Origin of the sequence: Streptomyces poonensis (assembly GCF_014650915.1) — a bacterium.
Taxonomy (GTDB): domain Bacteria; phylum Actinomycetota; class Actinomycetes; order Streptomycetales; family Streptomycetaceae; genus Streptomyces; species Streptomyces poonensis.
Genome location: NZ_BMVW01000010.1, coordinates 261,415 through 273,332 on the forward strand (window position 1 = coordinate 261,415; position 11,918 = coordinate 273,332).

Annotated in this window: 10 protein-coding genes; 6 read left to right on the top strand and 4 right to left on the bottom strand. The window is 72.5% G+C overall.

The window, feature by feature from the left end; genetic code table 11:
* Positions 1–26 precede the first annotated feature (26 nt).
* Positions 27–1,643, bottom strand: coding sequence for a carboxyl transferase domain-containing protein (locus IE242_RS24115; RefSeq protein ID WP_189862623.1), 1,617 nt, complete (start codon positions 1,641–1,643; stop codon positions 27–29).
* Between the two features lie 86 nt (positions 1,644–1,729).
* Between IE242_RS24115 and IE242_RS24120 the strand changes: the two genes are divergently transcribed.
* From IE242_RS24120 to IE242_RS24135, 4 genes are all read left to right on the top strand, one after another.
* A complete protein-coding gene (locus tag IE242_RS24120) occupies positions 1,730–2,320 on the top strand; it encodes an SACE_7040 family transcriptional regulator (protein ID WP_189862625.1) in 591 nt (196 codons plus the stop codon).
* Between the two features lie 120 nt (positions 2,321–2,440).
* Positions 2,441–3,598, top strand: coding sequence for an acyl-CoA dehydrogenase family protein (locus IE242_RS24125; protein WP_189862627.1), 1,158 nt, complete (start codon positions 2,441–2,443; stop codon positions 3,596–3,598).
* A 35-nt stretch (positions 3,599–3,633) separates the two neighbouring features.
* Complete coding sequence (locus IE242_RS24130; protein WP_189862629.1) at positions 3,634–4,518, top strand: acyl-CoA thioesterase; 885 nt, start codon at positions 3,634–3,636, stop codon at positions 4,516–4,518.
* Between the two features lie 11 nt (positions 4,519–4,529).
* A complete protein-coding gene (locus IE242_RS24135) occupies positions 4,530–5,513 on the top strand; it encodes a cation diffusion facilitator family transporter (protein ID WP_189862631.1) in 984 nt (327 codons plus the stop codon).
* Between the two features lie 27 nt (positions 5,514–5,540).
* On the opposite strand, the gene IE242_RS24140 is transcribed toward IE242_RS24135, so the two are convergent.
* A complete protein-coding gene (locus tag IE242_RS24140; RefSeq protein ID WP_189862633.1) occupies positions 5,541–6,332 on the bottom strand; it encodes a phosphatase in 792 nt (263 codons plus the stop codon).
* 94 nt (positions 6,333–6,426) lie between these two features.
* A complete protein-coding gene (locus IE242_RS24145; RefSeq protein WP_189862689.1) occupies positions 6,427–8,007 on the bottom strand; it encodes a PucR family transcriptional regulator in 1,581 nt (526 codons plus the stop codon).
* Positions 8,008–8,123: 116 nt separating this feature from the next.
* On the opposite strand from IE242_RS24145, the gene speB reads away from it, so the two are divergent.
* Together speB and IE242_RS24155 are read left to right on the top strand one after the other, a co-directional pair.
* The gene (gene speB / locus IE242_RS24150) at positions 8,124–9,092 is read left to right on the top strand and encodes an agmatinase (RefSeq protein WP_189862635.1); all 969 of its coding nucleotides are present in this window, start codon (positions 8,124–8,126) and stop codon (positions 9,090–9,092) included.
* Positions 9,089–10,789, top strand: a complete 1,701-nt coding sequence (locus IE242_RS24155; RefSeq protein WP_189862637.1) for a thiamine pyrophosphate-binding protein — start codon at positions 9,089–9,091, stop codon at positions 10,787–10,789. The genes speB and IE242_RS24155 overlap by 4 nt, the downstream gene beginning before the upstream one ends.
* Positions 10,790–10,928: 139 nt before the next feature.
* Here the strand turns inward: IE242_RS24155 and IE242_RS24160 are convergent, their stop codons facing one another.
* Entirely contained in the window at positions 10,929–11,684 is a 756-nt protein-coding gene (locus IE242_RS24160; protein WP_189862639.1) for a helix-turn-helix domain-containing protein, read from the bottom strand.
* Positions 11,685–11,918: the final 234 nt, after the last annotated feature.

The following is an 11,918-nucleotide window of genomic DNA, read 5'->3' on the forward strand; positions in this document are numbered from 1 at the left end:
GTCTGCTGCATCCGTTCCGCTCCCCCTCACATCCGGAAGACGCCGAAGCCGGGCTCGCCCAGCGGCGCGTTGGCGCACGCGGTCAGGGCCAGGCCCAGCACCTGCCGGGTCTCCAACGGGTCGATCACGCCGTCGTCCCAGAGGCGGGCGGTCGCGTAGTAGGCGTTCCCCTGGCGCTCGTACATGGCCCGGACCGGAGCCTTGAACTCCTCCTCCGCCTCGGCCGTCCACTCCTGCCCGCGCGCGTCCAGCTGGTCGCGCTTGACCGTGGCGAGGACGGACGCGGCCTGCTCGCCGCCCATGACCGAGATCTTGGCGTTGGGCCACATCCACAGGAAGCGCGGCGAGTACGCCCGGCCGCACATCGAGTAGTTGCCCGCGCCGTACGAGCCGCCGATCACCACCGTCAGCTTGGGCACGCGCGTGCAGGCCACCGCCGTCACCATCTTGGCGCCGTGCTTGGCGATGCCGCCGGCCTCGTAGTCGCGGCCCACCATGAACCCGGAGACGTTCTGCAGGAACAGCAGCGGGATGCCGCGCTGGTCGCACAGCTCGATGAAGTGGGCGCCCTTCTGGGCCGACTCGGAGAACAGGATGCCGTTGTTGGCGACGATGCCGACCGGGTGGCCGTGGATCCGCGCGAAGCCCGTCACCAGTGTCTGCCCGAACTCCGACTTGAACTCCGCGAAGCGCGAGCCGTCCACCACGCGCGCGATGACCTCGCGCACGTCGTACGGGGTGCGGGAGTCCACCGGCACCGCCCCGTACAGCCCGTACGGGTCCACCTTCGGCTCCACGGACGGCTCCACCGCCCAGGGCAGCGGCCCGCGCGCGGGGAGCGTGGAGACGATGGTGCGCACGATGCGCAGCGCGTGGGCGTCGTCCTCCGCGAGGTGGTCCGTGACGCCCGACACGCGCGCGTGGACCTCGCCGCCGCCCAGCTCCTCGGCGGTCACGACCTCGCCGGTCGCTGCCTTCACCAGGGGTGGGCCGCCGAGGAAGATCGTGCCCTGGTCGCGCACGATCACGGCCTCGTCGCTCATCGCCGGGACGTACGCCCCGCCCGCCGTGCAGGAGCCCAGCACGGCCGCGATCTGGGGGATTCCGGCGCCCGACATCCGCGCCTGGTTGTAGAAGATCCGCCCGAAGTGCTCGCGGTCCGGGAACACCTCGTCCTGGAGGGGCAGGAAGGCGCCCCCGGAGTCGACCAGATAGACGCACGGGAGGCGGTTCTCCAGCGCCACCTCCTGGGCCCGCAGGTGCTTCTTCACCGTCATCGGGTAGTAGGTGCCGCCCTTGACCGTGGCGTCATTGGCGACGATCACGCACTCGCGCCCGCTGACCCGCCCGATGCCCGCGATCACTCCGGCGGCCGGCGCCTGCCCGTCGTACATCCCGTCGGCCGCCAGCGGGGCCAGCTCCAGGAATGGCGAGCCCGGGTCGAGAAGCGTGTCCACACGGTCGCGCGGAAGCAGCTTGCCGCGTGCGGTGTGCCGTTCCCGGGCCTTCTCGCCGCCGCCGAGCCGGGCGGCCGCCAGCTTCTCGCGCAGCGTCTCGCCGAGCGCGCGATGCGCGGCCTCATTGGCCCGAAAGGCCTCCGCCGCGGGGTCTGCCGCGGTCGTCAGCTCCGGTGCCTGGTCCATCCCGCGGTCCCCTCACCTTGTTAATGAGCGTTAACGCATTCCCTTCAGGTTAACGACCGCTAACCTCGCTGTCTAGAATTGTTTTCATGGCCACGAGAACCGACGCCCCCACCCGACGCGAGCAGATCCTCAAGGAGGCCGCGCGGCTCTTCGCCGAGCGCGGGTTCCACGGCGTCGGCGTCGACGAGATAGGCGCGGCCGTCGGGATCAGCGGTCCCGGCCTCTACCGGCACTTCGCCGGCAAGGACGCGATGCTCGCCGAGCTGCTGGTCGGCATCAGCGGACAGCTGCTGACCGGGGGCAAGCGGCGGGTCGCCGAATCGGAGGGGGACCCGGAGAAGGTCCTCGACTCGCTCATCGAGGGGCACATCGACTTCGCGCTCGACGACCGTCCCCTGATCACTCTGCACGACCGTGAGCTGGACCGCCTCCGGGACAGCGACCGCAAGCTGGTGCGCCAGCTGCAGCGGCAGTACGTGGAGCTGTGGGTGGAGGTGGTCCGCGAGGTGTACCCGGGGCTGTCCGAGCCCGCCGCCCGCTCGGCGGTGCACTCGGTGTTCGGGCTGCTGAACTCCACGCCTCATCTGGGGCGTGCGGGCACCCTGCCGGGGCGCGGCGCGACGGCGGAGCTGCTGCACCGGATGGCGAAGGGGGCGTTCGCGGCGGCCGGTGCGTGACGAGGGTTACGGGAGTACTGGTCCGGGCGGGTCTGGACGGGTCTTCGTACTCGCCGGTACGGTAGGGGTTCTGAGCAAGCGCTTAGACATTCCCCAAACGTACGCAGGTGGAGGTGGCGCGTGCGCCGCACGGTGTTCAACGAGGATCACGAGGCGTTCCGGGAGACCCTGCGCGCCTTCATCGAGGCCGAGGTCGTCCCCGTCTACGACGAGTGGTTCGCGGCCGGCCAGGCCCCGCGCGAGTTCTACTACAAGCTCGCCGAGCTCGGCCTGTTCGGGATCAACGTCCCCGAGGAGTACGGCGGCGCCGGCCTGGAGTCGCACAAGTTCGAGGCGATCCAGTACGAGGAGACCGCGCGCGCGGGCGTCACCTTCGGCGGCTCCGGCGTGCACGTGCTGCTCGCCCTGCCGTACATCAAGATGCTCGCCACCGACGAGCAGAAGAAGCGGTTCCTGCCGAAGTTCGTCTCCGGCGAGGAGATGTGGGCCATCGCGATGACCGAGCCGGGCACCGGCTCCGACCTCGCGGGCATGAAGACCACGGCCAAGCTGAGCGAGGACGGCACGCACTACGTCCTCAACGGCGCCAAGACCTTCATCACCGGTGGCGTCCACGCCGACAAGGTGATCGTCTGCGCCCGGACCGCCGCGCCGACCGCCGAGGACCGCCGCTACGGCATCTCCCTCTTCGCCGTCGACACCAAGTCCGAGGGCTACTCCGTCGGCCGCAAGCTGGACAAGCTCGGCCTGAAGACCTCCGACACCGCCGAGCTGGCGTTCGTCGACGTGAAGGTCCCGGTCGAGGACCTTCTCGGCGAGGAGAACAAGGGCTTCTACTACCTCGGCGCCAACCTGCCCTCCGAGCGCTGGGGCATCGCCTACGGCGCCTACGCGCAGGCCAAGGCCGCCGTCCGGTTCGCCAAGCAGTACGTGCAGGACCGCACCGTGTTCGGCAAGACGGTCGCCAGCTTCCAGAACACCAAGTTCGAGCTGGCCGCCTGCCAGGCCGAGGTGGACGCCGCCGAGGCCGTCGCCGACCGCGCCCTGGAGGCCCTGGACGCGGGCGAGCTGACCCCGGCCGAGGCCGCCAGCGCCAAGCTGTTCTGCACCGAGGTCGCGCACCGCGTCATCGACCGCTGCCTCCAGCTGCACGGCGGCTACGGCTACATGAACGAGTACCCGATCGCCCGCCTGTACGCGGACAACCGCGTCAACCGCATCTACGGCGGCACCAGCGAGATCATGAAGACGATCATCGCCAAGGACATGGGGCTCTGAACAGCGACGTAACACGCCGCTGGGAGACTCGACCCATGAGTCAGGCACTACAGGATCTGCTCGATCTGCTCGACCTGGAGCAGATCGAGGAGAACATCTTCCGCGGCCGGTCCCGGTCCGCCGTCGTCCCGCGGGTCTTCGGCGGGCAGGTCGCCGCCCAGGCGCTCGTCGCCGCCGGGCGCACGGTCCCCGCGGACCGGCCCGCCCACTCGCTCCACGCGTACTTCCTGCGCCCCGGCGACCCGGGCGCGCCCATCGTCTACGACGTGGACCGCCTCCGCGACGGCCGCTCCTTCACCACGCGCCGCGTCGTCGCGATCCAGCACGGCAAACCGATCTTCACACTGTCGGCGTCCTTCCAGAAGCACGAGGACGGCCTCGACCACCAGGCCCCGATGCCGGCCGCGCCCGACCCCGCCACGCTGCCCACCGGCGAGGACCGGCTGCGCGGGTACGACCACATCGACCCGGAGGTCAGGGAGCGGTTCCTGGAGGCGCGGGCCGCGGTCGACCTGCGCCACGTCGACGAGCCGCCGTTCGGGCGGTTCGGCGAGCCCCGCGAACCGCACTCCCAGGTCTGGTTCCGCACCAACGGCAAGCTGAGCGGAGAGAGCGGTGTCGTCGATGAACCGCTGCTGCACGTCGTCCTCGCCACGTACGTCTCCGACATGACGCTGCTCGACTCCATCCTGCTCGCGCACGGGCGCGGCGGCTGGGCGGTCGGGGACGTCGTCGGGGCCTCGCTGGACCACGCCATGTGGTTCCACCGCCCGTTCCGCGCCGACGAGTGGCTCCTGTACGACCAGGAGTCCCCGTCCGCGTACGGCGGCCGGGGACTCGGGCAGGCCCGTATCTACACGCAGGACGGGCAACTGGCGATATCGGTGATCCAGGAAGGCGTGGTCCGCGTTCCTCGGTGAGACTGGGCCTCATGGCCCGACCCGAGGAAGCCGGACGAGCGGAACGGGGCGGTGGCGAGAGCACCGGTACGGTGATCGTCGCCGCCCTCGCCAATCTGGGGATCGCGCTGGCCAAGGCGGTCGCCGGCGTCATCAGCGGATCCAGCGCGATGCTGGCGGAGGCCGCGCACTCGGTCGCCGACACCGTCACCGAGATCCTGCTGCTCACCGCGCTCCGGCGCAGCGGGCGGCCCGCCGACGAGGAACACCCCCTCGGCCACGGCCCCGAACGCTACATCTGGGCCCTGCTGGCCGCCGTCGCCACCTTCGTGGGCGGCGCCGTCTTCTCCCTGTACGACGGCATCCACACCCTGGTCACCGGTGAGGAACTCGGCGATCCGCTGGTGTCGTACGTCGTCCTCGCGGTCGCCGCGCTGCTGGAGGGCTTCTCGCTGCGGACGGGGCTCAGGCAGGCGCGCGGCGAGGCGGCCCTCTTCGGGGTGCGCCTCGGACGCTATCTGCGCCGTACCCCCGACACCGCCGTGAAGGCCGTCGTCCTGGAGGACTCGGCCGCGCTGCTCGGCCTCGTGCTCGCCGCCGGCGGACTGCTCGGCGGGCAGCTCACCGGATCGGGCGTGTGGGACGGCGTCGCCTCGCTGTGCATCGGCGCGCTGCTGCTGTACGTCGCCTGGGTGCTCGGCCGGTCCAACGCCGACCTGCTCATCGGGCGGCCGCTGCCCGCCCCCGTGCGCGAGGAGATCCGCGCTCTGCTCGCCGGGCTGCCGCACGTCGAGGCCGTGCTGGAACTGACGACCCTCGTGCAGGGCCCGCGCGAGGCGCTGGTCGCCGCGAAGGTCGACTTCCGGGACGCCGCGACCGCCGCGCAGATCGAGTGGGCCTGCGAGGACGCCGCGCGGCGCCTGCGCGAGCGCTTCCCGTCGGTGCGCCGCGTCTACCTCGACCCGACGCCCGGGTTCGCGCAGCGCCGCGAGGAGGGCCTCAGTCCCTGGGGGTGAGGCCCGTCCCCTCGGGAAGCGGACGGCTCAGCCGGTGAGCCCCGCCTGGTCCAGCAGGTACGCCGTCATCGGGTCGTAGTACCGCGGGCTCAGCACATGGTCGTCGAGGGGCACCGTCACCTGCACGGTGCCCTCGGACTCGGCGAGGAAGAGGGCCGGGTCGTTGCAGTCGGCGTACCCGATGGAGTCGACGCCGTGCTGCCCGGCGTACCCCGCCCACCCGTGGTCGGCCACCACCAGGTCGGGCAGCGGACGGCCCGCCCGCTCCAGGCCGGTGAGGATGGCCCGCATCGGCTCACCGGAGTGCGTGTGCCAGAGGCTGGCGCCGCGCTCCAGGACGGCCACGTCCGCGAACTGCATCACGAAGCCCTCGTCCGTCTGGAGACCCTCCGGGATCACCACGATCTCGCAGCCCGCCGCGCGCAGGGCGGCGGCCGTGGCGCGGTGCACGTCCAGCAGACCGCCCGGGTGGCCCGTGGCGAACAGGACGCGCTGCTCGCCGTCCGCCGCCTTGCGCAGCCGCGCCGCCATGCGCTCCAGCGCGTCCACGGTCAGCTCCGGGTCGATGGTGTCCTGGCCGTGGCGGTGCTCCGGGTCGTCGATCACGCCGACGCGCTCCGCCATCACCGCGAGGACGTCCTGCTCGTCGGTCCAGCGGTCACCGAGCTCCAGGCCCAGCCAGTAGTGGCGGTCGCCGTTCGCGAGCTTGCGGTAGTGGGAGAGGTTGTTCTCGCGGGGAGTGGCGACGTCGCCCGCGATGCGGGTCCTGACGAGGTGGTCGACGAGCTCGGCGCGGCTGGGAGTCCCGGGTATCGGCATGCCCTCCATTGTGGAGCAGACGCCCGTGCGCGAACCCGGCGTCCCGTCCGCTGGGACGCGCGTCACGCGGGCGGGCCAGGACTCTGCCGCCTCGTCACGGCTGCCGCAGCGCGAACCACAGCTCCATGCGGACGTCCGGGTCGTCGAGGTCCCGGTCCAGCAGCGCCGCGCACCGGGCGATCCGCTGCCGGACGGTGTTGCGGTGCACCGACAGGGCCACCGCCGTACGGTCCCAGCTGCCGTGCAGCGACAGCCAGGTGCGCAGGGTGTCGGTGAGCGCCGGGGTGCCCGCGACGGGCGCGAGCAGGGTGCGGGCGTGGAACGCCGCGTCCTCGGCGGGGACCAGGTCGGCGAGGGCGGGGCGCGCGGCGTACCGGACCAGGGGCGTGCGGGTGGCGCGGGCGCGGGCCAGGGCACGGGCGGCCTGGACGTCGGCCGCCGCCCACGCGCGCGGGTCGGCCGGCGCGCTGACGCCGCACGTCCAGCCCGGTTGCGGGGCGGGCGACCGCCCGTCCGGAACGTCCGGGTCGTGCGGAACCAGGACCCGTACGACACCGTCACCGCCCGCGTCCACCAGCGACGAGCCCAGCGCCGCCCCGAGCGCGGACGCGGCCACGGCGTCCGGCGGAGGGCCGTCCCCGGTGGGCCGCGCGTGCACCACCAGCCACCGCTCCGCGCCCAGCAGCGGTGCCACGTCCTCGGGGGCCGCCCCGAGCAGCAGCCGGACCAGCGCGGTCCGCCGCGCGGCGCCCGCTCCGCCGCGGTGCTCGCCGGTGAGCAGCGACAGCAGGACGGCGGCGACGGACGCGATGGTGTGGTCACCGGGCTCGCGGCGCGGGGCGGCCACACCGAGCACGACCCCGCCTCCCCCGCTGCCGCCGCCGAGCGCGTAGGCGGCGAGGTGGACGCCCTCGCAGGTGTCCGTGGCGGAGGAGGGTGCGGGACCGGTGGCACGGGGGCCGGGCCGGACCACGGCCGCGAGCCGGCCGAGCCCGGCGGTGACGGACTCGGTGAACTCCCGCCCCGAGCCCGCCAGCCGCTCCCCGTCCGGTCCGTACAGCACCGCCCGGCCGCCCACCCGCTGGGCAAGCTGCCGCAGCACCGCCGGCACCGGATCCGGGCGGGACGCGGCCGCCGCCAGGCTCGCCTGCGCCTCCGTCACCCGACGCAGCTCCGCGTGGCGCGCCTGCGCCATCAGCTGCCAGACCGCGCGGGCCACGGACGCGAAGGTGGTCCGCGGCGGGACCTCCAGCAGGGGGAGTCCGTACCTGTCGCAGGCCGCGACCAGCGCCCGGGGGACCGTGTCGTGCACGGGCGCCACCCCGAACCCGAGGGCCGCGCCGCCCCCCTCCACGATCCGCGCCACGTAGGCGTCGAAGTAGTCCCCCAGTCCCGGCTTGGCTCGGCCGGGGGCACCCCCCTCGCTGCCGTCCGCCTGCGGGATGTGCACGCCCGCCGTCAGCAGCAGCTCCCCGCCCAGCAGATACGGGTACGGGTCCGCCATCTCCGAGGTCTGCGCCCAATGGATCACCGTGTCCTCGTCCACCGGCCCGGCGATCCGGCGCAGGGCCAGGTCCTCGCGGGCCAGCAGGGCCGAGAGGGGGACGGGCGGGGTGGGCGGTACGGCGGGGGTGGCGTCGGTGCCCGCGGCGGTCGGGGCGATGATGGCCGGCATGGTGTGCGTTTCCTCCGTCACGTACCCCTCCGAATGGAGGAAACGTACACTTCGCAGTCACCGTCCGCCCACCTAATGTCGGGGTGACCACCAGCAGGAAAGAAGGCAGGACCCCCATGAGCAGCACCGAGACGCCCCGCGGCCCCGTCGACTCCTCCCGCGTCCCGCGGTACGCCGGCCCCGCCACCTTCGCCCGGCTGCCCCGCCTGGACGAGGTCGGCACCGCCGACGTCGCCGTCGTGGGCGTGCCGTTCGACTCCGGCGTCTCCTACCGGCCGGGCGCCCGCTTCGGCGGCAACGCCATCCGTGAGGCGTCCCGGCTGCTGCGCCCCTACAACCCCGCGCAGGACGCCTCGCCCTTCGCGCTCGCGCAGGTCGCGGACGGCGGCGACATCGCCGTCAACCCGTTCGACATCAACGAGGCCGTGGAGACCATCGAGGCGGCCGCCGACGACCTGCTCGGCACCGGCGCCCGGCTGATGACGCTGGGCGGAGACCACACGATCGCGCTGCCGCTGCTGCGGTCCGTCGCCAGGAAGCACGGCCCGGTGGCGCTGCTCCACTTCGACGCGCACCTCGACACCTGGGACACGTACTTCGGCGCCGAATACACGCACGGCACTCCGTTTCGCCGGGCCGTCGAGGAGGGCATCCTCGACACGGAGGCGCTCTCGCACGTGGGCACGCGCGGCCCGCTGTACGGCAAGCAGGACCTGGACGACGACGCGAAGATGGGCTTCGGCATCGTGACCTCGGCGGACGTGTACCGCCGCGGCGCCGACGAGATAGCCGACCAGCTGCGCCAGCGCATCGGCGACCGCCCCCTCTACATCTCCATAGACATCGACTGCCTGGACCCGGCCCACGCCCCCGGCACGGGCACGCCGGAGGCCGGCGGCATGACCTCCCGGGAGCTGCTGGAGATCCTGCGCGGGCTGGCGTCGTGCAACCTGGTCTCCGCGGACGTGGTGGAGGTGGCGCCCGCGTACGACCACGCCGAGATCACCTCGGTGGCCGCCTCCCACACCGCCTACGAACTGACCACGATCATGACCCGACGGATTGCAGAGGCACGCGCGAAGTGACCCACGACCACGACCTGGTGCTCCGCCCGACCGACGAGCAGATGACGGCCGCCCTGAATCCGCCGCCCGGCCGCAACGGCGGAGACCTGGTCGTGGAGACCCTGGCCGGGCTGGGCGCGACGACCGTCTTCGGCCTGCCCGGCCAGCACGCCCTCGGCATGTTCGACGCGCTGCGCGGCTCGGACCTGCGGTACGTGGGCCTGCGCCTCGAGAACAACGCGGGCTTCGCGGCGGACGCCTACGGCCGGATCACGGGCGAGGCCGCCCCGCTGCTGCTGTCCACGGGCCCGGGCGCGCTGATGTCGCTGGCGGCGCTGCAGGAGGCGGCGGCGGCGAGCGCGCCGGTGCTGGCGATCAGCAGCCAGATCCCGGTGGCGGGTCTGGGCGGCGGCCGCCACGGCTACCTCCACGAACTTCCCGACCAGGCGTCCTCGTTCCGGGGCGTGGTCAAGTCCGTCCACACGGTCCGCACCCAGTCGCAGATCCCGTCCGCGATCGCGGCGGCCTGGCAGTCCGCGCTGACCGCCCCGCACGGCCCGGTATGGGTGGAGATCCCGCAGGACGTGCTGCTCGCGGAGACGTCCATCCCGGTGGTGACGGGGGTCGATGCCACCCCGGAGGAGCTGCCGCCGCGCCCCGAGCTGACGGCCGTGGCGGCCGATGCGCTGATGAAGGCGGACCGCCCGGTGATCGTCGCGGGCGGCGGGGTCGTACGGGCGGACGCCTCGCGCAAGCTGCGGCAGCTCGCGGAGAAGCTGTCGGTGCCGGTGGTCACCACCTTCGGCGGCAAGGGAGCGTTCCCCTGGAACCATCCGCTGTCGCTGCGGTCCTGGCTGGAGGACCGCCACACCACGGACTTCCTGGAGGACGCGGACGTCCTGCTGGTGATCGGCTCGGGCCTGGGCGAACTCTCCTCGAACCACCACACCTTCCAGCCCCGCGGCCGGGTGATCCAGATCGAGGCCGACGCGGGCAAGCTGGAGTCCAACCACCCGGCCCTCGGCATCCACGCGGACGCCCGCCTCGCCCTCCAGGCACTGCTGGAGACGGTGGGGACGCGGGAGGACGACACGGCGCCGGCGAGGGTGCGGGAGCTGCTGGACCGGGTGGGGAAGCGGATCGCGGCCCAGGAACTCACCTTGGAGCAGGACGTGCTGGCGTCCGTCCGCAGGGCGCTCCCGCCCCGGGCGCCCTCCTTCTGGGACATGACGATCCTGTCGTACTGGGCCTGGTCCGCGTTCGACGCCCGCCACCCGAACACCATGCACTCGGCCCAGGGCGCGGGCGGCCTCGGCTACGCCTTCCCGGCCGCCCTGGGCGCGGCGGCGGCCGACCCGACGTATCCGGTGCTGGCCGTGTCCGGTGACGGGGGCGCTCTGTACTCGGTCGCCGAGCTGGCGACGGCCCGTCAGTACGACCTGAACGTCACCTGGCTGATCGTCGACGACGGCGGTTACGGCATCCTGCGCGAGTACATGACGGACGCGTTCGGGCAGGCGACGGGGACGGAACTGTCCCGCCCGGACTTCGTGGCGCTGGCCGAGTCCTTCGGCGTTCCGGGGGTGCGGACGAGCCCCGGGGCGCTGGAGGGGGACCTGGCGAAGGCGCTCGCGACGCCGGGTCCGTCCGTGGTCGTGCTGCCGGCGGTGCTGCGGATGTTCGCGCCCACGCATCTGGGCCCGGACTCCTGTTCCTGACCCTCCTGTTTCTGACCCTCCTGTTTCTGACCCGCTTGTTTCTGACCCGCTTGTTTCTGGCTCGGGGTGGGAAGCAGCCGTCGCGCCTCGGCCGGCCCCGTCGCTCCGGGGCCGGCCGCTTCGCTTCGTGGGCGGCTGTCTATCCGCGGTCCGGGCTTGGCGTGGCGGGGCCTCCTGAGGTCGTTCCGGACTTCGTGTGCAGGATCTCGCGGGCCTGCTCCGCGGCCCGGGCGCTGCTCTCGCTGACGAAGTCGAGGAAACGGGCGGCGTTCTCGAGGCGGACGGCGGCCGGGGTGCCGAGGCCGAGGACGCCGACGCCCTGCCGTGCGGTCTCGGCGACAGTGGTGAGGGCCCGGGCGCTGGCGATCATCGACTGGTACCAGATGCCGTCGTCGACGATGTAGCGCTCGCGGCGGCGTTCGTCGCGTTCCCGGCGGACGAGGTCCTGGCTCTCGAGGAACGCGATCGCCTTCGAGACGGTCGCCGGGCTGACCTGGAGGCGCTGGACGAGTTCGGAGGCGGTGAGGCTGCCGGAGTCGGTGGTGTAGAGGCAGGCCATCACCCGGGCGGTCATCTTGGTCATGCCCGAGGCCATGAAGACGGTGGTGAGCGTCTCCTCGTACTCGCGCACGGCCTCGGCGTCGCGTCCGTGGGCCTGCGGGGGCGCCTCCGACCCCCGGGGCGCGGTCTGCCTGCGCCGGTGGGCGCGGCGTTCGGTGGCGCGGTGGGCCAGGTCGGCGCGGTAGGCGGTGGGGCCGCCGTTGCGCATGACCTCGCGCGTGATGGTCGAGGTCGGGCGGTCGAGGCTTCTGGCGATCTGCGCGTAGGCAAGGCCGTCGGCCAGTCCCAGCGCGATCTGCTGGCGTTCCTGCTGGGTGAGCCTGCCTCCTGGCATCGCGGTCTCCTCTGTGTTCCTCGGGTGCCTCGACTATAGCGTTCATTCTCAGATCATTGCAACGTACGGGGTGATCGTTGTTGCGTTAGCTTCGAGGTTGTTGCAACGATTTTCCTGTTCTCAACTGCACTAATGCAGTTCTCGCGCAACAAATAGGTTGCCTGATGCGTGAACGCAACGTAGCGTTTCCGGTGTCAGAAACGACGCGCCGAAGGAGAGCACGATGCAGAAGTT

Bases quoted from the DNA above. Each gene is read 5' to 3' on its own strand.
- IE242_RS24115 (WP_189862623.1), bottom strand. From the start codon at position 1,643: ATGGACCAGGCACCGGAGCTGACGACCGCGGCAGACCCCGCGGCGGAG.
- IE242_RS24120 (WP_189862625.1), top strand. From the start codon at position 1,730: ATGGCCACGAGAACCGACGCCCCCACCCGACGCGAGCAGATCCTCAAG.
- IE242_RS24130 (WP_189862629.1), top strand. From the start codon at position 3,634: ATGAGTCAGGCACTACAGGATCTGCTCGATCTGCTCGACCTGGAGCAG.
- IE242_RS24135 (WP_189862631.1), top strand. From the start codon at position 4,530: ATGGCCCGACCCGAGGAAGCCGGACGAGCGGAACGGGGCGGTGGCGAG.
- IE242_RS24140 (WP_189862633.1), bottom strand. From the start codon at position 6,332: ATGCCGATACCCGGGACTCCCAGCCGCGCCGAGCTCGTCGACCACCTC.
- IE242_RS24145 (WP_189862689.1), bottom strand. From the start codon at position 8,007: ATGCCGGCCATCATCGCCCCGACCGCCGCGGGCACCGACGCCACCCCC.
- speB (WP_189862635.1), top strand. From the start codon at position 8,124: ATGAGCAGCACCGAGACGCCCCGCGGCCCCGTCGACTCCTCCCGCGTC.
- IE242_RS24160 (WP_189862639.1), bottom strand. From the start codon at position 11,684: ATGCCAGGAGGCAGGCTCACCCAGCAGGAACGCCAGCAGATCGCGCTG.